Here is an 18,669-nt window from a genome sequence, read left to right as displayed (position 1 = left end):
CATGAGCCTCCCCAAGTTCAAGCGCATCCTGCTCAAGCTTTCGGGCGAGGTGCTGATGGGGAACCAGCAGTTTGGCATCGATACCGATTTCGTCGATCGCCTGGCCGCCGAGGTGAAGGCGGTAAAGGATACCGGCGTCGAACTGTGCCTCGTAATCGGCGGGGGCAACATCTTTCGCGGCATGGCGGGGGCCGCCAAGGGCATGGACCGGGCGCAGGCCGATTACATGGGTATGCTGGCCACGGTGATGAACGCGCTGGCGATGCAGTCCTCGCTCGAAAAGCTGGGCGTGCACACGCGCGTGCAGTCCGCCATACAGATGGACGCGGTGTGCGAGCCGGTGATCCGCCGTCGCGCCGAACGCCACCTGGAAAAGGGCCGCGTGGTGATCTTCGCCGCCGGGGTGGGCGCGCCCTATTTCACCACCGACAGCGGCGCGGCGTTGCGCGCGGCCGAAATGCAGTGCGACGCACTGCTCAAGGGCACCAGCGTCGACGGCGTGTACGATGCCGATCCGAAGAAGAATCCTTCGGCAAAGCGTTATGAAACCGTGGATTACGACACCGTCCTGGCAACCAACCTGCAGGTGATGGACGCCAGCGCGGTGGCGCTTTGCCGCGATAACCACATTCCCATCGTCGTGTTCTCGATCCGCGAGCAGGGCAATCTTGCCCGCGTGCTGGCGGGTGAGGGGACGCAGACCATCGTGCAGAAGGAAGCCTGACCATGGCCAAGTATGACAAGGCCGATCTCGAACGCCGGATGAAGGGCGCGGTTGAATCGTTCAAGAGCGATCTTTCGGGCCTGCGCACCGGCCGGGCCAACACCGCGCTGCTCGATCCTATCACGGTCGAAGTCTATGGCGCGCACACGCCGCTCAACCAGATCGCGACCGTTTCCGCACCCGAACCGCGCCTGCTGTCGGTGCAGGTCTGGGACAAGTCGAACATCGGGCCGGTCGAAAAAGCGATCCGTTCGGCGGGGCTCGGCCTCAATCCGATTAACGACGGCAACAACCTGCGCCTGCCGATTCCCGATCTGACCGAGGAACGCCGCAAGGAGCTGGCCAAGCTGGCCAGCCAGTATGCCGAAAAGGCGCGCATCGCGATCCGCAACGTCCGTCGCGACGGCATGGAAGCGCTCAAGGCGGACGAGAACAAGAAGGAAATCTCGGAAGACGAGCGCAAGCGCGCCGAAACCGACGTCCAGAAACTGACCGACGATTACATCAAGGCGGCCGATGAAGCCGCCGCCCAGAAGGAAAAGGAAATCCTGGGCAAGTGAGCGCGGCGGTCGCCCCGAAAAACGGGTCGGGAGATACCGGTTGCGTCGCGCGGCACGTCGCCATCATCATGGATGGCAACGGGCGCTGGGCGAAGAAGCGCCTGCTGCCGCGCGTCGTCGGGCACAAGCGCGGGGTCGACGCGGTGCGCGAAGTGGCGCGCGCCGCGCGCGACATGGGGCTTGAAGCGCTGACGCTCTATGCCTTCTCGTCCGAGAACTGGAAGCGCCCGGCGGACGAGATCGCCGACCTCATGGGGCTGCTCAAGGCCTTCATCCGCAGCGATCTGCAGGAATTGATCAACAACAACGCGCGGCTCCGGATTATCGGCGATTATCATGGACTTGCCCCCGATATCGTGGATCTGATCGAAGATGCTATGGCGCGCACGGCGGCGAACACCGGCACCACGCTGGCGATCGCGCTGAACTATGGATCGCAACAGGAGATCGCCCGCGCGGCGGCGCGGGCTGCCGCCAAGGGCGCGATCACCCCGGAGGCGATCGAGGCCGAGCTCTATACCGCCGATCTGCCCCCGCTCGATCTGCTGATCCGTACCTCGGGTGAGGTGCGGCTTTCCAATTTTCTGCTGTGGCAGGCCGCCTACGCCGAAATGTGGTTCACCGACGTGCTGTGGCCCGATTTTACGCCCGAGCATCTGCGGCAGGCGCTGGAGCAGTTCTCGACTCGCGAGCGGCGCTTTGGCGGTCGCTGATCCGTCCGCCGAAGGCGCCGCCACGCCGGCCCGGCGGAACGACCTTCCGGTGCGTGTCGCCTCGGCCGTGGTCATGCTCGCCATCGCGGGCTTCGCCATATGGCGCGATGGGGTGGTGCTCGATTGCTTCATCGCGCTGGTCGCCTTCGCAGCCTATGGCGAGTACGTGATGCTGGCGAGCCGGATCGCGACGGACCCGGCACGTCTGGGAGCGGCGGCGATTACCGGCGCGTTCTACATCGGCTGGGCAGCGCTCGCGCTGATCGTCATGCCCACGCCGCTGTTGATCGCGGTGATCGGGTTGGTGATCTGCACCGATACCGGAGCCTATTTCACCGGGCGCGCGCTGGGTGGACCCAAGATTGCGCCTAAAATCAGCCCCTCCAAGACCTGGGCCGGCCTTGCCGGCGGCATGGCCGCGGCGGGCATCTGGCTGGCGCTGGTCACGCTTTCGGGCGGGTACATGCTGTCGGCGCTGGGGCCGACCGGGCCAAGCCTGAAGCAGGCGCTGGCGATCACCAACGTCGGCATGGCGGCGCTGGCCGGCGCCGGGCTGGCGGTGGTGGCGCAGGCCGGCGATTTCTATGAAAGCTGGCTCAAGCGCCGGGCCGGCGTGAAAGACAGTTCGCGCCTGATCCCCGGCCACGGCGGCGTGTTCGACCGCGTGGACGGCCTGTTGCCGGTGGCGATCGTCGCGGGCACGGCCTGGGCCATGGGACTTGGCGGAGGAGCCTGAGATGACCGGACAACGCACGATTTCGGTTCTGGGCGCGACGGGTTCGATCGGCGCCTCCACCCTTGATCTCGTCCGACGCAATCCCGATGCCTTCCGCGTGGTGGCGCTGACGGCCAACGCGCAGGCGGCGGAACTGGCGGCGCTGGCGCGCGAATTCCGCGCGGAAGTGGCGGTCGTGGCCGACGAGGCGCGGCTGCCCGAGCTGCGCGAACATCTCGCCGGATCGGGCGTGGAAGCCGCGGGCGGCCCGGCGGCGCTGGTCGAGGCGGCCGCGCGCGGCGCGGATATCACCGTGGCCGCGATCGTCGGGTGCGCGGGCCTTGCTCCCACGATGGCGGCGATCGAACAGGGCAAGGTGATCGCGCTGGCCAACAAGGAAGCACTGGTTTCCGCTGGTGAGGTGATGACCGCAGCGGTCGCCCGGACCGGGGCCACGCTGCTGCCGGTCGATTCCGAACACAACGCGATCTTCCAGTGCCTGCAGGGCAACGATGCCGCCAACGTCCGCTGGATCACGCTGACGGCCAGTGGCGGCCCGTTCCGCGATTGGCCCGCCGAACGCCTGGCCCTGGCCACTCCGGCCGAAGCGGTGAAGCACCCCAACTGGTCGATGGGCGCCAAGATCAGCGTCGATTCGGCCACGATGATGAACAAGGGGCTGGAATTCATCGAGGCGTTCCACCTGTTCCCGGTGGGCGTGGAGCGGCTGCGCATCATCGTTCACCCGCAGTCGATCGTGCATTCGATGGTCGAATACCGCGATGGGTCCACGCTGGCGCAGCTTGGCCCTTCGGACATGCGCGTGCCGATCGCCTCCGCGCTCGCCTGGCCCGCGCGGATGGACACACCCTGCGCGCCGCTCGATCTTGCCGCCATTGGCGAACTGACGTTCCGCGCGCCCGATGAAACGCGCTTTCCCGCCACCCGCCTGGCGCGCGAGGCGGTGACGGCGGGCGGTTCCGCGCCGGCCGTGCTCAATGCCGCCAACGAGATCGCCGTGGCCGCGTTCCTGGCCGGTCAGATCGCGTTCACCGATATTGCGGAGAATGCGGCGCGCGTGCTCGATTCGATGAACGACTTTTCCGCCCCGGGCTCGCTGGATGATGTTATTCTGGTGGACCGCGCCGCGCGGGTCAGAACGCGTGAAACGATGGAGCTTGCGCACTGATGCCCACACCACCGCTGCACGATCCGGGGATCCTGGTGACCCTGCTCGCCTTTGTTCTCGTGCTCGGGCCGCTCGTGTTCATCCACGAACTGGGGCACTATCTCGTCGGCCGCCTGTTCGGCGTGAAGGCGGAAAGCTTTTCGATCGGGTTCGGCAAGGAACTGGCGGGGTGGACCGACAAGCGCGGCACGCGCTGGAAGCTGTCCATGCTGCCGCTGGGCGGTTACGTGCAGTTCGCGGGCGACATGAACCCGGCGAGCCAGCCCGATCCCGCCTGGCTTTCGCTGCCCGCCGCCGAACGCGAGCGGACGTTCCAGGCCAAGCCGCTGTGGCAACGCGCGCTGATCGTGCTGGCCGGGCCGGTGACCAATCTGGTTTTCGCGGTGCTGATCTTGGCGGCGTTCAACATGATCGATGGGCGTGTTGTTGCCTCGCCGGTGGTGGGCGTGGTCCAGCCGACCTCGGTGGCCGACAAGGCCGGCCTGCGCGCGGGCGATCGCGTGGTGTCGCTGCAAGGTGCGCGCATCGACGATTTCCTGCAAATCCGCATGGAAGTGTCGCAGCACCCCGCCGAACCGCTGGATCTGGTAATCGAGCGCGATGGCAAGCAATTGCCCATGCAGGTCACGCCCGAAGCCAAGGTGATGTCCGATGCTTTCGGAAACGAACAGCGTATCGGCTATTTGGGCATCGGCCCGGCCCGTTTCGACGTGGTGCGCGCCGGGCCGGTGGATGCCGTGGCCGACGCGGTGGGGCAGACGCGCGACATCATCGGGATGATGGTGACCGGCATCGGCCAGATCGTGACCGGCCGGCGCGAGGTGAAGGAGCTTGGTGGGCCGATCAAGATCGCCAAGTATTCCGGCGAGCAGCTGGTATCGGGCTGGCGGAACTACGCATGGTTCGTCGCGCTGATCTCGATTAACTTGGGGTTCATTAACCTGCTGCCAATTCCGGTGCTGGACGGAGGTCATCTCGCTTTCTACGCCGCCGAGGCGGTGCGCAGGAAGCCGGTCAGCCGGCGCGGCCAGGAATGGGCGTTCCGGACCGGGTTGGCGTTTGTTGTCGGTTTGATGCTCTTTGTTACGATCAATGACGTTGCGTCGCTGAAAGTGTTCGGGGGGTAGGGGATACAATCCGGTCGCGGGGGCCGGATTTTCCACAATTTGCGGGGCGATCGAACGCTTGGACAGCCTGCTTGCTTGATTGGCGGGGCTGCTTCGGGCAGATGGCGGCGATTGCTGGTGCGGCCGGTCCTTGAAAAGGGTTTGCCGCAAGAACACACGGGATGGCGCTTGGTGATGATTGGACGTAACTCGGGCCGGACCGTTCCTGCCTCGCCACGGGCGTCGTCGGTGGCTATTGCCCTGATGGTCACCACCTGCATGGCCGGCGTGCCCGAAATGGCGGCGGCGCAGCAGAGCCAGGCGGATCAGAAGCCTGCGCGCAAGCCTTCGGCCCTGTTCGGCAAACATGCCCGGCAAGCCGCGCCGGCCAGCGCGGTTCCGGTTCCCGCCACCCCTGCGCCGGCGCCCGCCGCGCCACCGGTGGTTGCGGAAGTCACGGTCAAGACGATCACGATCGATGGCGCGCAACGGCTGGAGCCGGATACCATCCGCTCCTACATCCGCCTGCGCGAAGGCGATCGCTATACCCAGGCCGCCGCCGACCAGGTGCTGAAGGACCTGTTCGCGACCGAGCTGTTCTCGGACGTGCAACTGCGCAACAACAACGGCGACGTGGTGATCCAGGTCAAGGAGAACCCGGTCGTCAACCGTATCATCCTGGAGGGCAACAAGCGCCTCAAGGAAGACAAGATCCTGCCCGAAATCAAGCTTTCGGCGCGCCAGATCTTCACCCGTTCCAAGGTGCGCGCGGACGTGGCCCGGATCATCGAGCTGTACAAGCGGCAGGGCCGCTTCGCCGCTTCGGTCGAACCGAAGATGGTCATGCTCGAACAGAACCGCGTCGATATCGTGTTCGAGATCAGCGAGGGGCCGAAGTCCAAGGTCCGCCAGATCAACATCATCGGCAACGAGAAGTTCTCCGACGGGGAACTGCGCGGCCAGATGGTGACCAAGCAGTCGCGCTTCTTCCGCCTGTTCAGCTCGGGCACCAGCTACGATCCGGATCGCCTCGCCTTCGACCAGCAGAAGCTGCGCCAGTATTACCTGACCAACGGCTATGCCGATTTCCGCGTGGTTTCGGCGGTGGCCGAACTGACGCCCGACAAGCGCGATTTCATCATCACCTACGTGGTGGAAGAGGGGAAGCGCTACAAGTTCGGCGACGTCAAGGTGGACAGCCAGCTGCGCGACTTCGATGGCGACAAGCTGGCCGAGCGGCTGAGCATCAAGAAGGGCCAGTGGTACAACGCCAAGGCCGTTGAAGACACGGTCGACAGCCTCACCGAAACCGCCGGCAGCTTCGGTTATGCCTTCGCCGACGTCCGTCCCGACTTCCAGCGCGACAAGGACGACCTGACGATGAGCGTGACCTTCCGCATGGCGGAAGCACCGCGCGTCTATGTCGAGCGCGTGGACGTCAACGGCAACACGCTGACGCAGGACAAGGTGGTCCGCCGCGAGTTCCGTCTGGGCGAGGGCGACGCCTTCAACAGCCTGCAGATCAAGCGCTCCACCAACCGCATCAAGTCGCTGGGCTATTTCCAGGAAAAGTTCGAGGTCGAGCAGAAACCCGGCAGCGCGGCCGACCGCATCGTGCTGGAAGCCAACGTCGAGGAAAAGCCGACCGGCCAGCTCCAGCTTTCCGCCGGCTTCTCCAGCCTTGAAAGCTTCATCTTCCAGGCCTCGATCCAGCAGAACAACTTCCGTGGCCGTGGCCAGACCGTTGGCCTCAGCGTCGACTATTCGCGCTATTCGCGCGCGGTGCAGGTGAGCTTTACCGAGCCTTACCTGTTCGACCGGAACGTGTCGTTCGGTATGGACGTCTATCGGCGCGACTACAACAGCTTCAACTACTTCAACAGCAACCGCAACACGACCTACCGGCAGGCCACCACCGGCTTCCAGGCCCGCATCGGCGTGGCGTTGACCGAATATACCTCGCTGATCGGGCGCTACACGCTCAACTTCGACAACGTGACGCTCGACAAGGATACCTACTACCTCAACGGCCAGTGCAGCCCGTTGCTGGCCGGTCGGTATCTGTGCGACGCCATCGGCAAGCGCACCAGCTCGATCCTGGGTGTGTCGCTAGTCTATGACACGCGCGACAACCGCCTGCGGCCGACGCGCGGCTCCTCGCTGGTGCTGGGTGGCGACATCGCCGGGCTTGGCGGTTCGGTGAAGTATGCCCGCCTCACGGCCAACGCCTCGAAGTATGTACCGCTGGGCCATGGCTTCATCTTCTCGCTGCGCGGTGAAGGCGGCGCGATCAAGGCGCTGGGCAGCCGCTCCAACGATCCGTCGATCGACGACGTGCGCCTGACCGACCGCTTCTTCCTGGGCGAACCCCAGATCCGCGGCTTCGACATTCGCGGCGTCGGCCCCCGCGTGCTGCGCAAGCAGTATTCCGGGTATGATCAGCAGACCGGCGCGGGTGGCACGGTTTCGACCGATCGCAACCAGTGGGTCGATGACGCGCTGGGCGGCAAATATTACTACCTTGCCCACGCCGAGGTCGAGATTCCGCTGGGCTCGGGCGCGCGTGAGATGGGGCTGCGGCCTTCGATCTTCGTTGACGCGGGCGCCGTGTTTGGTGTGGCGCATCCACAGACAACGGGGGCAGGAACGTTGCTGTATCTCGATAACCTGACCCAGAAGCTGACGACTTCCAGCAAGGATTCCAGCGGGGCGGTTAACCAAGTTGCGCAGAAGTACGACGAGGTCTTCGTGGGCGATAGTCCCAAACCGCGCATCTCGGTTGGTATCGGCGTCAACTGGAACTCGCCGTTCGGTCCCTTCCGCATCGATTTCGCCAAAGTCCTCAGCAAGGTCGAAGGCGACGACCCCAAGGCATTCACTTTCAACGTAGGAACCCAGTTCTGATGATCACGCGCATTGCATCGGCCCTTGTCGCGGGCCTTCTCGTTTCGGTTGCTCCGCAGGCCATGGCCGCCGCGCCAGCCGCTCCGGCCGCTACCGGTGGCGTTGTCGCCGCCGGCGTCGCGGTGGCCAACCCCCCGGCGATCGTCGCTTCGTCCTCGGCCTACCAGACCGCGCAGCAGCAGCGCCCGGTGACCTACAAGGCGCAGATCGACCAGGCCAACACGCGCAAGAACCAGATCACCGCGCAGCTTCAGCCGCTGTACGCCAAGCTGGAAGCGGATTCGAAGGCGCCCAAGCCCGATCAGGCCGCGCTGCGCCAGCAGTACGCGCAGATCCAGCAGATCGAGCAGGCCGGCCAGCGCGAAATCCAGCAGATCCTGGAGCCGCTGCAGCTTTCGGAACAGTACGTTCTCGAACAGATCGGCGACAAGCTGGACGATGCCACGCAGAGCGCGATGACCAAGCGCAAGATTTCGCTGGTCCTCGATTCGCAATCGGTGATCAAGGCGGATCAGGCGTACAACCTGAACCAGGACATCCTGACCGAACTCAACGCGCTGATCCCTTCGGCGCAGCTCGTGCCGCCGGCCGGCTGGCTGCCGCGCGCGCAGCGTGAACAGCAGGCCCAGCAGCAGGCGGCGCAGGCCGCTGCCGCCCAGCCGGACAACAAGAAGGCGCCGGTCGGCCGCTAAGGCCGTCCGCGTCGAACAGCGTCAAACGGGGGCACCATGGCGGAAGATCAGACGGACGGCGCGGTTGCCGCACCGTTCGACTATGACGTGACCAAGGTGATGGCGGCGCTTCCGCACCGCTATCCCCTGTTGCTGGTCGATCGCGTTCTGGGCCTTGTGCCCGATGATTCGATCCACGCGGTCAAGGCTGTCTCGATGAACGAGCAGTTCTTCCAGGGGCACTTCCCCGGCCGGCCGATCATGCCCGGCGTTCTCCAGATCGAGGCGCTGGCGCAGGCCGCCGGCGTGCTCGCGGTGGAAACGCTTGGGCTCGCCGGCACCGGCAAGCTCGTCTATTTCATGGCGATCGAGGGCGCCAAGTTCCGCAATCCGGTGGAGCCTGGCTGCCTGTTGCACCTGCACGTCGAATTCACGCAGAAGCGCGCGCGCGTCTGCAAGTTCGCGGGCAAGGCCATGGTCGATGGCAAGGTGACCTGCGAGGTCAGCTTCACCGCGATGATCGCGGACAGCTGAGCAGGCTCCCGACGGATGCCGGGGGCGTCCGACCAGGGACTCGACAAATCGCGCGGTATCCATTAGGGGCGCCGCTTTCCAGTTTCCCGAAGACCGGTCGGAACCGGTCGCCAAGCGGAGCAAGACCGATGAAGGCCAATATCCACCCCGACTACCACATGATCAAGGTGCAGATGACCGACGGCACCGTGTTCGAAACCCGCTCCACTTGGGGCAAGGAAGGCGACACGCTGGCGCTCGACATCGATCCCACCTCGCACCCGGCCTGGACCGGCGGCACGCGTCAGATGGATCAGGGCGGCCGCGTTGCGCAGTTCAACAAGCGGTTCGGCGGTCTTTCGCTCAAGCGTTGATCGCGCGCGAAAAGCCAGACGGGCAGGGCGGCTTCGGCCGCCCTTTTCGTTTTCGCCCTTTCGTTAAAGCGTTTCGCAGCGATCCGTCCGTATCGGTGCGTGGCATTGCTATCTGCGATAGCCGTTCTAGAGTATCGCCATGACCACCCTGACCAACGCGCTGGAAAACCGCCTGGGTTATCAGTTGCGCCGCGCTTCCGCGGTGATGATGGCCGACCTCGCGCGCGAGTTGGCGGACCTTGACCTGCGGCCTGCGGAAGTGACCACGCTATTGGTGATCGGCGAAAACCCCGATTGCTCGCAGACCGAGGTGGGGCATGCGCTGGCCATCAAGCGCGCCAACATGGTGCCGATCATCGCGCGCCTGATGGACCGGGGCTTTGTTGCGCGCACCCGGGCGGACGGCCGCTCGCACGCGCTCACCCTGACCGATCAGGGGCGCAAAATGGCGGACGAAGCCAGTCAGCGCATTGCGGCGCATGAAGCGCGCTTCGTCACCCAGCTTGCCGCGGGCGAAGTGGAAACGCTGTTGCGATGCCTGCCGACGATTCGCGGCACTGGTACCGAACCCGAGGGCTGAGCTAAGGCCAGCTTATTGCCAGGGGCGTTCGCGATACCATTTCGTCACCACGTATTTCAGCCCCTTGCGCACTTTCATGGCGTGATGGATCGTAGCGGGGTTGACGCTGCCGTCGCGCCGGCGGTTGTTCCAGCCCACCAGCTTGCCCGGTTCGGGATGGATCAGCTTGTCGAGAACCTTGAACCGCGTGGCGCCACCGGCTTCCACCGCGTTGAGATAGACCATGAAGGTCCAGGTGCGCTGCCCGGAAACGGCGCAATAGCGGTCGAAATCGGCGCCGTGTTCGTCGAAATAGTCGGTGTGTGCCTTGAATTCCTGTCCCGGGGCATAGCGCTGGCCCTGGATCGGTTCGCCGAACGGCCGGTCGATGCCACACAGCGCGGAAAAACGTTCGTCGAGCGCCAACACGTCGGGAGCGGCCATCGGCAGGTCGCAGGTCTCGCTGGTGCGGAAATAGTGATCGCCGTTGGGGTCGGCGATGGTCGAGGGCCGGCGGTCCGCCTCGATCCGGGCGATCAGCGCCCCGCATTCCGCAGCGGTCAGGAAATCGCGCAGGATCACCATGTCGGCGCGGGGAGTGGGAACGCGAACGAGGCCCGGCGTTGCGAGCAGCCGATCGAGCGAGGCTTCGTTGACGGGTGCGTCCATGATCGTGTGCTAGCCGGTCCCAGGCCGAACGCCAACATCGCCTGTGCGCGATGTGCCGCCAGCCATAGGATGTGGCCGTCCGGCCTGCTATTCCTTCGGCATGGCTCCGTCGTCGTCCCGCTCCGCGCCGTCCATCGGGCGTGCCAACGGCTTCTCGCTGGTCGAGATGCTGGTTGTGCTGTTCGTGATCGGCCTGCTGGCGGCAGTGGTGGTCCTGTCGATGCCCGGCGACGAGCGCATCCTGCGCAACGAGGCGGAACGCTTCGCCGCGCGCACCATCGCGGCGCGGGACGAAGCGATCGTTGGCGGCGCGCCGGTGGCGCTGGTGGTGGGGCCGGCCGGTTACTATTTCCAGCGCCGCGTTGATGGCGCGTGGCAGGCGCTTCCCGGCAAGGGGTTCGATCTGGCGGCGTGGAAGCAGGGCACGCAGGCCACGGTCGCCCAGCCGGGCGGACGGGGCCGCATCGTGTTCGATACGCTGGGTCTTGCCAGCGGCGATGGCGCGGTCCGGCTGGAACGCGGGGACCGGCATCTGATCCTGCGCATCGCGCGCGATGGAAAGGTCACGCTCGATGCGGCGTGACGGCAACGGCGCGGAAGCGGGCTTCACCCTGCTCGAACTGATGATCGCGCTGGCGGTGTTCGCGCTGGCGGCGCTGGCCCTGCTCAGGATGGAGGGCGCCAGCATCGCGCGCACCGCCGATCTGGACCAGCGCCTGTTGCGCGAGATTGTGGCGCAGAACATGGCGGCGGAAATCCTGACCGATCCCGCTCCCCCCGCGATCGGCGACGCCAGCGGTACGATCCGCAATGCCGGCCGCCAGTTCGCATGGACGCGGCACGTCGCGCCGCAGGCGGACTTCGGCGTGCTGGCCATCACGCTGACCGTGCGCGAGGTAACGCCGGGCCGCGCCAGCCAGGCGATCACGCTCGACTTTGCCCGGTTGCCAGCGTCATGACGTCATTGCACGGCCATCGCGAACCTTCGCATTCGGCAAACGGCTTCACGCTGGTGGAAATGCTGGTGGCGTTGCTGATCTTCGCGATGATTGCCGGCGGCGCGCTGGCGTTGCTGCGCTTCAGCGTCGATGCCGAACTGGCAAGCCGCGCCGGGACCGACCGTATCGCCGCCAGCCGGCGCTTCCTGTCGGTCTGGACCGCTGATCTGGCGCAGATCACGCCGCGTCTGGCGCGCGACGAAAGCGGCGCGGTTCATCCCGCGCTGGAAGCTGGTGGAGCGGGCGGCATGGTGCTGCGCTTCACCCGCAGCGGCTGGTCCAACGCGGATGGCGCGGCGCGGCCCAGCCTGCAGAAGGTGGAATACCGCTGGGACGGCAAGGCGCTGGTGCGCGCCGGCTATCCGTTCCCCGATGGCGCCGCGCCCGAGCCGGCCGCCGCCGTCCTGTCGCTGGCGGGGCCGCCGGCCTTGCGCTTCCGCGGCCGTGACGGGCAATGGCAGCGCCGGTGGGAGCCGCAGCGCATGGGCGAATTGCCGGTGGCGATCGAAGTGCTGCTACCACAGCCGGGGGGCGAGCCGTTGCGCATCGTCTCGCTGGTCGGGGTGAACTACCAGTGAGGCGGGCTCGTCCTCCCCACGAACGTGGCGCGGCACTGCTGTCGGTGCTGCTGCTGGTGGCGGTCATGGCGGTGATCGCGGCGGTCATGCTCGACCGGCTCAACCTGGCGACGCGGCTGGCCGGCAACGGGCAGGCGATGACTCAGGCGCGCCTTGCCGCCACCAGCGCGGAAACGGTGGCAATGGCCCGGCTCAAGGCCCTGGTCGATGCGGACGATCGCCGCACGGTCGACCGCATCGGACTGCTGGGCCGAGAGTTCCCGTTGCCGCTGCCGCGCGGGGCGGCGCGCGTGCGGATCGACGACGCGGGCAATTGCTTCAACGTCAATTCGCTGGTCCAGCAGGGCGTGGACGGCACGTTCACGCTGCGGCCCGTGGCGCTCACGCAGTTGCGGGCGCTGATGGCGGGGCTGGCAGTGCCGGCGAACGAGGCGGTCCGCCTGAGCGATGCCATGGCGGACTGGATCGACAGCGACGAGCGGCCCGCGCCGAACGGGGCGGAGGACGATGCCTATCGCGCCGGGCCGGTGCCCTATCGCCCACCCAACCGGCTGATCGGCGATGTCAGCGAACTGCGCGCGGTGCGGGGGATGACGCCGGTACTCTACCAGCGTTTACGGCCCTGGCTCTGTGCGCTGCCGGCGGCGGAGCTTTCACCGGTCAACGTCAACACGCTGCGGCTGGACCAGATCCGCCTGTTGACCATGCTTTCTCCCGCCACGATTCCGCCCGAACGCGCCCGTGCGCTTGTGCTGGGTCGGCCGCCTGCCGGCTATGCCAGCGCGGCGGAAGCGACCGCGCGGCTGGGAGGCACGGCCGGGGCAACCGGCGCGCTTCCGCTCGATCAGTTGCAGGTGCGCAGCCGCTGGTTCCTGCTGGATCAGGTGGTCTCTATCGATTCGGTGCGGTTGGAGGAGGAAGCGCTGATCGATACCGGGGTGACGCCCGCGCGCGTGGCGTTCCGCAGCTGGGGTGATCGCGAAAGCCGGTAGGGTGTAGGAATCGCGCCGGCGCGTGGCGGTCGCGCAAGTTTTCGCTTTTCAAGGCCGCTCCTTTCTGCAAAGGGGCTCGCCCGCGCCCTGCATCGTGTTACGATGGGTGCGCCGATCTTGTGGCGATCGTAGCTCAGTTGGTTAGAGCGCCGGTTTGTGGTACCGGAGGTCGAGGGTTCGAACCCCTTCGATCGCCCCATCTTTCCTCAGATTCTCTGCGCATCCCGGCCTTTCGAGGGACGCTAAGCGCTTGCCCCGGAACGGCGCAGGTGGCAGAGCGTGGCGCGAACCGGCGGCGCGCGCCGCCGGACGAGGATATGTGTTTCCCGCGTCCATGCACGGTTTTGCCAATCCCGCCCGTTTTCTGCGCCTTGCGCGCTGGTTGATGCCTTTGCTGCTGGGGCTGGGGCTGGTGCTTGCCTTCGGCGCGCTGGCCTGGGGTCTGCTGGTGGTGCCGCCCGATCGGCTGATGGGCGATACCGTGCGCATCCTGTTCATCCATGTCCCCTCGGCCTGGCTGGGCATGGCGGGCTGGAGCACGATCGCCGTGGCGAGCCTGGTCGAGCTGGTCTGGCGCCATCCGCTCGCCGCCATCGGCGCGCGCGCGGCGGCGGTGCCAGGCGCGGCGTTCACCGCGATCTGCCTGGCCACGGGATCGATCTGGGCGCGTCCCACCTGGGGCACGTGGTGGGTGTGGGACGGCCGGCTGACGAGCTTCCTCGTCCTGCTGTTCCTCTATTTCGGCTATATCGCCCTGGCAGGCGCCGCACAGCGCGATGCGCAGGCGGGTGAGGGCGCGAGCCGCGTGACCGCGATCTTCGGTCTGGTCGGCGCGATCAACATCCCGATCATCAACCGGTCGGTGGTGTGGTGGAACAGCCTGCACCAGCCGCCGTCGATCACCATCGGCAAGTCCGCGATCGACGGCACGTTCCTGTGGCCGCTGCTGATTGCGGCCATCGGCTTTTCGTGCATCTTCGGCGGCGTGGTGCTGGCGCGGATGCGGACGCTGCTGGCCGACATCCAGACCGAGGCGCGCCTGCGCCGCAAGGCGCTGGGCTGACGCGGCGCGGGAGGGCAGGATGCACGAGAGACTGGATCAATGGGATTACGTGGCGGCGGCGCTGGCGATCGGGGTGATCGGCACGCTGTTGCTGGTCGGGTGGACGCTGTGGGCCATGGTCCGCGCCGAACGCCGGCGTGACAGGGCGAGGGGCAAGTGAGCGGCATCAAGGCAAAGCACCAGCGGCTGGTCCTGCTGGCCATCGCGCTGGTCGCGCTGGTGGGCGCGGGCCTGCTCGCCGCTTACGCGCTGCGCAATCAGGCCGCCTATTTCTACGTGCCGAGCGATCTGGTCGCCCATCCGCCCGAACAGGGCCGCGCCGTGCGCCTGGGCGGCATGGTGGAGAAGGGATCGATCAAGACCCGGCCCGATGGCGTGACCATCGATTTCATCGTGGGCGATGGCAAGGCGCGCGTGCCGGTGCGCTTCACCGGGATCACGCCGGACCTGTTCGTCGAGGGATCGGGCGTTGTCGCCGAAGGGCGGATGGAAGGCGGCACGTTCGTGGCCGACAACCTGCTTGCCAAGCATGACGAGAAATACGTCCCGCGCGAGATGAAGAACATGACCGACGCGCAGGCGAAACAGGTGGTGGCCGAAACGAAATGATGGCGGAACTCCCATGATAGCCGAACTGGGCCTTGCCGTCCTGTGGATGGCCGCCGCGCTGGCGGTGCTGCAATTGGCGGCGGGTATCATCGCCCTGCGTCCCAAGGGGGAGCATCTGGCCGGCGTGGTTCGTCCGCTGGCGGTGATGCAGGGCGTGCTGGTCGCCTTCGCGTTCCTGGCGCTCGTCACGCTGTTTCTGGAAACCGACCTGTCGGTAAAGCTGGTGGCGGAAAACAGCCATTCGGCCAAGCCGTTCATTTTCAAGCTGGCGGGCACCTGGGGCAACCACGAAGGCTCGATGCTACTGTGGGTGACGATCATGGGCCTGGCCGGCGGCTTCGTGGCGCTGATCGAGAAGCGGCTGCGCGAGGATACGCTGGTGGCGACGCTGGCAGGGCAGGCCTTCGTCAGCCTGGGGTTCTACGCCTTCCTGCTGCTGTCCTCGAACCCGTTCGAGCGGCTGCCCGAACCCGCGCCCGATGGCAACGGCCTTAACCCGCTGCTGCAGGACATCGGCCTCGCCTTCCACCCACCCACGCTTTACGTCGGCTATGTCGGCCTTTCGATCGCCTTCAGCTTCGCCATCGGTGCGCTGGTGACGCGCGATGTCGGCCCCGCCTTCGCCCGCGCGATGCGGCCATGGGTGCTGGGCGCGTGGATCTTCCTGACGCTGGGCATCACCGCCGGCTCCTATTGGGCGTACTACACGCTGGGCTGGGGCGGCTGGTGGTTCTGGGACCCGGTGGAAAACGCCTCGCTGATGCCCTGGCTGGCGGCGACGGCGCTGCTCCATTCGTGCTCGGTCCTCGCTTCGCGCAACGCGTTGCGGGCCTGGACTGTGATGCTGGGCGTGATCGCGTTCTCGATGTCGATGGTCGGCACCTTCCTGGTGCGATCGGGCATTCTCACCTCGGTTCATGCCTTTGCAGTCGATCCGGAACGCGGCAGCTTCATTCTCGCGCTGCTGGCGATCTACATCGGCGGCGCGCTGACCCTGTTCGGCGTACGCGCGGCGACGGTGACCGAAGGCGCGCGGTTCAGCTTCGTCAGCCGCGAGGCGAGCCTCGTGTTCAACAACGTGATGCTGTGCGGCATCCTGGGCATCGTGCTGGTCGGCACGCTCTATCCGCTGCTGACCGAAGCGTTTGGCACCAAGGTTTCGGTTGGCCCGCCCTATTTCAATCCCGTGTCCGCGATTTTCGCGATCCCGATGCTGCTGGTGCTGGCGGTTGGCCCGCTGCTGCGCTGGCGCAATGACAAGGCGGGGCGGGTCACCATGCCCTTTGCGATCGCCGCGCTGATTATGGCGGCGGTGTTCCTGATCGCCGAAATGGTCGCGCCGGGTATCCACCTGCTGCCGGCGCTGGGCCTTGCCATCGCCAGCGGGCTCTTCTTCGCCAGCCTGTTGCCGCTGAAGGGGCGCAACCTGCGCCGCACGCCGCTGCCGGTGTGGGGCATGGTGATCGCGCACCTTGGCATTGCCGTCGCCCTGTTCGGGATGGCCAGCGATAGCGCTTTCTCCACCGAGAAGCTTGCCGCGATGACCGTGGGCGATACGCAGAACGTGGGGCCGTGGCAGGTGAAGCTCGAAAGCATCGACCCGGTCGCCGGCCCGAACTGGACCGCGCTGCAGGCCACGCTGTCGGCGCGCTATGCCGGCGGTGCGCCGATCACGCTGGAACCGCAGGCGCGCGTCTTCGCCTCGCCTCCGGGGACGCGCACCGAAAGCGCGCTCAAGACCCGCTGGAACGGCCAGCTCTATTCGGTGCTGGGCGAAGAGGGCGAGGACGGCCGCTGGCAGATGCGCTTCTGGTGGAAGCCGTTCGTGCCGATGATCTGGTACGGCGGCGTGCTGATCGCGCTGGGTGGGGTATTGGCGCTGCTTGGCCGCGTGGCTGCCGACGTGAAGCGGCTGCGGGCCGAAGGCAAGATCGCGTATCGCCGCATGAGGCAGGGACGATGAGCAAGCAGAACGATCCGCGTGATCCGACGCCGAAGAAGCCGGGGCTGGCGCTGTGGCTGCCGCTGGCGCTGTTCGCCGGGTTCTTCGTGCTGGTGATCTACGGCCTGGTGCGGCCGGCCGATCGCGAGGTGGCGAGCGCCTTCATCGGCAAGCCGTTGCCCGGCTTTGATCTGCCCCCGGCGGTGGACGACCGCCCCGGCCTGGCGCTCGCCAACTTCCGGGATGGCAAGCCGCGCCTGCTCAACGTGTTCGCCAGCTGGTGCGTGCCCTGCGCGGTGGAATCGCCGCAGCTCGCCGCGCTGGCGCAGCAGGGCGTGGAGATCGACGGCGTCGCGATCCGCGACCGGCGCGAGGACGTGGCCCAGTTCCTGTCCGCGAACGGCAACCCGTTCCGCCGGATCGGCAAGGACGATCTGAGCAAGGTCCAGCTCGCGATCGGATCGTCGGGCGTGCCCGAGACGTTCGTGATCGATGGCAAGGGCGTGATCCGCTACCAGCATATCGGCGACATCCGCGCCGAGGACGTGCCGCTGATCCTGCGCAAGCTGAAGGAGGCGGAATCGTGATGGCGCGCGCCGCATCGAGGCGTGGAGCCGTCGTTTTCGCGGTCTTCTCGCTTCTGCTGGCTTCTCCGGCCGCCGCGCAGGATTCGCTGCCGCCGGCGCCCTATGCCTACAAGCAGCTTCCGAACCCCGATCAAGAGGCGAGGGCGCAGGCGCTGATGGAGACACTGCGCTGTCTCAAGTGCCAGAGCCAGTCGATCGCGGATTCGGACGCGCCGATGGCGGGCGACATGCGCCATCAGGTGCGCACGCGCATCGCGGCGGGGGAAGACCCGGAGGAAATCCGCCAGTGGCTGATCGAACGCTATGGCGACTATGTGAGCTATACCCCGCAACTGCGACCGATGACCTGGCCGCTGTTCGCCGCGCCAGCCGCGTTCCTCGTGCTGGCGGCGCTGCTTCTGCGCAAGCGCTTCCGCCGGGGGAATGGCGATGGCGGGGTGGACGAGCCGGACGTCGAAGGGCTGGAGGATAACGCATGACTTGGGTGCTGATCCTCCTGATCGCGATTCTGGTCTTCGCGGTGCTGGCATTCGTGCTGAAGATGCCGCGCTCCGGCTGGGAACTGACCGGCGCGGCCCTGCTGTTCGGTATTGCTGGCTATGCCTTGCAGGGCCATCCGGGCGTTCCCGGCGCGCCCAAGGCGGCGGTCGAGAACCAGAAGGCGGCCGACGAGGCGCTGATCAAGCAGCGGCAGGCGATGGGCGATGCCTTCGGCAAGGGCCAGAACTGGATGGTGCTGGCGGACGGGCTTTCGCGGCAGGGTCAGTTCGGGGCGGCGGCGACAATCCTGGGCAAGGCGGTGAAGGCCGATCCCAACGATGCGGACCTGTGGGTGGCGCTCGGCAACACGCTGGTCGGCCATAGCGACGGGCTGATCACCCCGGCCGCGCAGTTCGCGTTTCAGAAGGCGGCGAAGATTTCGCCCGAACATCCGGGGCCGCCGTTCTTCATGGGGCTGGCGCTGGCGCAGTCCGGCAAGCTGGTAGAAGCACGGGCGATCTGGGCCGAACTGCTTCGCCGTGCGCCTGCCGATGCCCCCTATCGGGAGGACCTTCAGGCCCGGTTGGCGAGACTCGATTCGATGTTGGCGGCCTCGGGACAGGCGCCGGCGCCGGCATCTCCATCGGACGAGCCGCCCGCCGCAGCCGCCGAACCGTCGGGTGCCTCTTCTGAAGCGCCCTGAAATCAGCTATTTGCGATGCC

General features: G+C 66.6%; 23 protein-coding genes and 1 tRNA gene. 23 read left to right on the top strand and 1 reads right to left on the bottom strand.

Features of this window, described 5'->3' with window-relative positions:
• Window position 1 precedes the first annotated feature (1 nt).
• From pyrH to NMD1_RS17380, 11 genes are all read left to right on the top strand, one after another.
• The gene (pyrH, locus tag NMD1_RS17430) at window positions 2-724 is read left to right on the top strand and encodes a UMP kinase (RefSeq protein ID WP_124810312.1); all 723 of its coding nucleotides are present in this window, start codon (window positions 2-4) and stop codon (window positions 722-724) included.
• Window positions 725-726: 2 nt separating this feature from the next.
• Window positions 727-1,284: a ribosome recycling factor gene (frr, locus tag NMD1_RS17425; protein WP_124810313.1), complete on the top strand. Its 558-nt coding sequence runs from the start codon at window positions 727-729 to the stop codon at window positions 1,282-1,284.
• A 68-nt stretch (window positions 1,285-1,352) separates the two neighbouring features.
• A complete protein-coding gene (uppS, locus tag NMD1_RS17420; protein WP_125956079.1) occupies window positions 1,353-1,997 on the top strand; it encodes a polyprenyl diphosphate synthase in 645 nt (214 codons plus the stop codon).
• The gene (locus NMD1_RS17415) at window positions 1,984-2,733 is read left to right on the top strand and encodes a phosphatidate cytidylyltransferase (RefSeq protein WP_233497756.1); all 750 of its coding nucleotides are present in this window, start codon (window positions 1,984-1,986) and stop codon (window positions 2,731-2,733) included. Before uppS ends, NMD1_RS17415 begins: the two co-directional genes overlap by 14 nt.
• Window position 2,734: 1 nt before the next feature.
• Window positions 2,735-3,901 carry a 1-deoxy-D-xylulose-5-phosphate reductoisomerase gene (locus NMD1_RS17410; RefSeq protein WP_125955968.1) on the top strand — a complete coding sequence of 389 codons (1,167 nt, stop codon included), beginning with the start codon at window positions 2,735-2,737 and terminating at the stop codon, window positions 3,899-3,901.
• Window positions 3,901-5,028, top strand: a complete 1,128-nt coding sequence (gene rseP / locus NMD1_RS17405; RefSeq protein WP_125955966.1) for an RIP metalloprotease RseP — start codon at window positions 3,901-3,903, stop codon at window positions 5,026-5,028. The genes NMD1_RS17410 and rseP overlap by 1 nt, the downstream gene beginning before the upstream one ends.
• Before the next feature lie 174 nt (window positions 5,029-5,202).
• Window positions 5,203-7,911 carry an outer membrane protein assembly factor BamA gene (gene bamA, locus NMD1_RS17400; RefSeq protein ID WP_223806726.1) on the top strand — a complete coding sequence of 903 codons (2,709 nt, stop codon included), beginning with the start codon at window positions 5,203-5,205 and terminating at the stop codon, window positions 7,909-7,911.
• Complete coding sequence (locus NMD1_RS17395; RefSeq protein WP_190287303.1) at window positions 7,911-8,603, top strand: OmpH family outer membrane protein; 693 nt, start codon at window positions 7,911-7,913, stop codon at window positions 8,601-8,603. Before bamA ends, NMD1_RS17395 begins: the two co-directional genes overlap by 1 nt.
• A 36-nt stretch (window positions 8,604-8,639) precedes the next feature.
• Window positions 8,640-9,116 carry a 3-hydroxyacyl-ACP dehydratase FabZ gene (gene fabZ, locus NMD1_RS17390; protein ID WP_125955963.1) on the top strand — a complete coding sequence of 159 codons (477 nt, stop codon included), beginning with the start codon at window positions 8,640-8,642 and terminating at the stop codon, window positions 9,114-9,116.
• A 128-nt stretch (window positions 9,117-9,244) separates the two neighbouring features.
• On the top strand, window positions 9,245-9,469 hold the full coding sequence (rpmE, locus tag NMD1_RS17385; protein WP_124810317.1) for a 50S ribosomal protein L31: 225 nt from the start codon (window positions 9,245-9,247) through the stop codon (window positions 9,467-9,469).
• A 139-nt stretch (window positions 9,470-9,608) separates the two neighbouring features.
• Window positions 9,609-10,049, top strand: a complete 441-nt coding sequence (locus tag NMD1_RS17380; protein ID WP_125955961.1) for a MarR family winged helix-turn-helix transcriptional regulator — start codon at window positions 9,609-9,611, stop codon at window positions 10,047-10,049.
• Window positions 10,050-10,061: 12 nt separating this feature from the next.
• Here NMD1_RS17380 and NMD1_RS17375 read toward each other — a convergent pair whose 3' ends face one another.
• Window positions 10,062-10,697, bottom strand: a complete 636-nt coding sequence (locus NMD1_RS17375; protein WP_125955958.1) for a 2OG-Fe(II) oxygenase — start codon at window positions 10,695-10,697, stop codon at window positions 10,062-10,064.
• A gap of 100 nt (window positions 10,698-10,797) precedes the next feature.
• On the opposite strand from NMD1_RS17375, the gene NMD1_RS17370 reads away from it, so the two are divergent.
• The 12 genes from NMD1_RS17370 to NMD1_RS17320 all read left to right on the top strand — a co-directional run bounded on the left by NMD1_RS17370 (window position 10,798) and on the right by NMD1_RS17320 (window position 18,649).
• On the top strand, window positions 10,798-11,280 hold the full coding sequence (locus tag NMD1_RS17370; RefSeq protein ID WP_125955956.1) for a GspH/FimT family pseudopilin: 483 nt from the start codon (window positions 10,798-10,800) through the stop codon (window positions 11,278-11,280).
• The gene (gspI, locus tag NMD1_RS17365; protein WP_125955954.1) at window positions 11,270-11,656 is read left to right on the top strand and encodes a type II secretion system minor pseudopilin GspI; all 387 of its coding nucleotides are present in this window, start codon (window positions 11,270-11,272) and stop codon (window positions 11,654-11,656) included. The genes NMD1_RS17370 and gspI overlap by 11 nt, the downstream gene beginning before the upstream one ends.
• Entirely contained in the window at window positions 11,653-12,273 is a 621-nt protein-coding gene (gspJ, locus tag NMD1_RS17360; RefSeq protein ID WP_158453990.1) for a type II secretion system minor pseudopilin GspJ, read from the top strand. Before gspI ends, gspJ begins: the two co-directional genes overlap by 4 nt.
• Complete coding sequence (gene gspK / locus NMD1_RS17355; protein WP_158453989.1) at window positions 12,270-13,265, top strand: type II secretion system minor pseudopilin GspK; 996 nt, start codon at window positions 12,270-12,272, stop codon at window positions 13,263-13,265. Before gspJ ends, gspK begins: the two co-directional genes overlap by 4 nt.
• 122 nt (window positions 13,266-13,387) lie before the next feature.
• Window positions 13,388-13,464, top strand: a tRNA-His gene (locus NMD1_RS17350).
• 135 nt (window positions 13,465-13,599) lie between these two features.
• The gene (gene ccmC / locus NMD1_RS17345) at window positions 13,600-14,328 is read left to right on the top strand and encodes a heme ABC transporter permease CcmC (RefSeq protein ID WP_124808748.1); all 729 of its coding nucleotides are present in this window, start codon (window positions 13,600-13,602) and stop codon (window positions 14,326-14,328) included.
• 19 nt (window positions 14,329-14,347) lie between these two features.
• Entirely contained in the window at window positions 14,348-14,488 is a 141-nt protein-coding gene (locus NMD1_RS21380) for a hypothetical protein (protein ID WP_168195962.1), read from the top strand.
• 5 nt (window positions 14,489-14,493) lie between these two features.
• On the top strand, window positions 14,494-14,937 hold the full coding sequence (gene ccmE / locus NMD1_RS17340; RefSeq protein WP_125956074.1) for a cytochrome c maturation protein CcmE: 444 nt from the start codon (window positions 14,494-14,496) through the stop codon (window positions 14,935-14,937).
• A gap of 13 nt (window positions 14,938-14,950) precedes the next feature.
• Entirely contained in the window at window positions 14,951-16,900 is a 1,950-nt protein-coding gene (locus NMD1_RS17335; protein WP_125955948.1) for a heme lyase CcmF/NrfE family subunit, read from the top strand.
• Window positions 16,897-17,466 (top strand): DsbE family thiol:disulfide interchange protein, encoded by a 570-nt coding sequence (locus NMD1_RS17330; RefSeq protein WP_124808725.1) that lies wholly within the window; start codon window positions 16,897-16,899, stop codon window positions 17,464-17,466. Before NMD1_RS17335 ends, NMD1_RS17330 begins: the two co-directional genes overlap by 4 nt.
• Window positions 17,466-17,945, top strand: coding sequence for a cytochrome c-type biogenesis protein (locus tag NMD1_RS17325; RefSeq protein WP_125956071.1), 480 nt, complete (start codon window positions 17,466-17,468; stop codon window positions 17,943-17,945). The genes NMD1_RS17330 and NMD1_RS17325 overlap by 1 nt, the downstream gene beginning before the upstream one ends.
• A complete protein-coding gene (locus NMD1_RS17320) occupies window positions 17,942-18,649 on the top strand; it encodes a tetratricopeptide repeat protein (protein WP_125955945.1) in 708 nt (235 codons plus the stop codon). Before NMD1_RS17325 ends, NMD1_RS17320 begins: the two co-directional genes overlap by 4 nt.
• Window positions 18,650-18,669: the final 20 nt, after the last annotated feature.

Origin of the sequence: Novosphingobium sp. MD-1, assembly GCF_001014975.1 — a bacterium.
In the GTDB taxonomy this organism is placed as follows: domain Bacteria; phylum Pseudomonadota; class Alphaproteobacteria; order Sphingomonadales; family Sphingomonadaceae; genus Novosphingobium.
The sequence above is the reverse complement of the archived record's forward strand: the minus strand, read 5'-3'. Positions and strand labels throughout refer to the sequence as shown.

Coding starts and splice junctions, on each gene's coding strand:
- pyrH (WP_124810312.1), top strand. CDS start 2: ATGAGCCTCCCCAAGTTCAAGCGCATCCTGCTCAAGCTTTCGGGCGAG.
- frr (WP_124810313.1), top strand. CDS start 727: ATGGCCAAGTATGACAAGGCCGATCTCGAACGCCGGATGAAGGGCGCG.
- uppS (WP_125956079.1), top strand. CDS start 1,353: ATGGATGGCAACGGGCGCTGGGCGAAGAAGCGCCTGCTGCCGCGCGTC.
- NMD1_RS17410 (WP_125955968.1), top strand. CDS start 2,735: ATGACCGGACAACGCACGATTTCGGTTCTGGGCGCGACGGGTTCGATC.
- rseP (WP_125955966.1), top strand. CDS start 3,901: ATGCCCACACCACCGCTGCACGATCCGGGGATCCTGGTGACCCTGCTC.
- bamA (WP_223806726.1), top strand. CDS start 5,203: ATGATTGGACGTAACTCGGGCCGGACCGTTCCTGCCTCGCCACGGGCG.
- NMD1_RS17395 (WP_190287303.1), top strand. CDS start 7,911: ATGATCACGCGCATTGCATCGGCCCTTGTCGCGGGCCTTCTCGTTTCG.
- fabZ (WP_125955963.1), top strand. CDS start 8,640: ATGGCGGAAGATCAGACGGACGGCGCGGTTGCCGCACCGTTCGACTAT.
- rpmE (WP_124810317.1), top strand. CDS start 9,245: ATGAAGGCCAATATCCACCCCGACTACCACATGATCAAGGTGCAGATG.
- NMD1_RS17380 (WP_125955961.1), top strand. CDS start 9,609: ATGACCACCCTGACCAACGCGCTGGAAAACCGCCTGGGTTATCAGTTG.
- NMD1_RS17375 (WP_125955958.1), bottom strand. CDS start 10,697: ATGGACGCACCCGTCAACGAAGCCTCGCTCGATCGGCTGCTCGCAACG.
- NMD1_RS17370 (WP_125955956.1), top strand. CDS start 10,798: ATGGCTCCGTCGTCGTCCCGCTCCGCGCCGTCCATCGGGCGTGCCAAC.
- gspI (WP_125955954.1), top strand. CDS start 11,270: ATGCGGCGTGACGGCAACGGCGCGGAAGCGGGCTTCACCCTGCTCGAA.
- gspJ (WP_158453990.1), top strand. CDS start 11,653: ATGACGTCATTGCACGGCCATCGCGAACCTTCGCATTCGGCAAACGGC.
- ccmC (WP_124808748.1), top strand. CDS start 13,600: ATGCACGGTTTTGCCAATCCCGCCCGTTTTCTGCGCCTTGCGCGCTGG.
- NMD1_RS21380 (WP_168195962.1), top strand. CDS start 14,348: ATGCACGAGAGACTGGATCAATGGGATTACGTGGCGGCGGCGCTGGCG.
- NMD1_RS17335 (WP_125955948.1), top strand. CDS start 14,951: ATGATAGCCGAACTGGGCCTTGCCGTCCTGTGGATGGCCGCCGCGCTG.
- NMD1_RS17330 (WP_124808725.1), top strand. CDS start 16,897: ATGAGCAAGCAGAACGATCCGCGTGATCCGACGCCGAAGAAGCCGGGG.
- NMD1_RS17325 (WP_125956071.1), top strand. CDS start 17,466: ATGGCGCGCGCCGCATCGAGGCGTGGAGCCGTCGTTTTCGCGGTCTTC.
- NMD1_RS17320 (WP_125955945.1), top strand. CDS start 17,942: ATGACTTGGGTGCTGATCCTCCTGATCGCGATTCTGGTCTTCGCGGTG.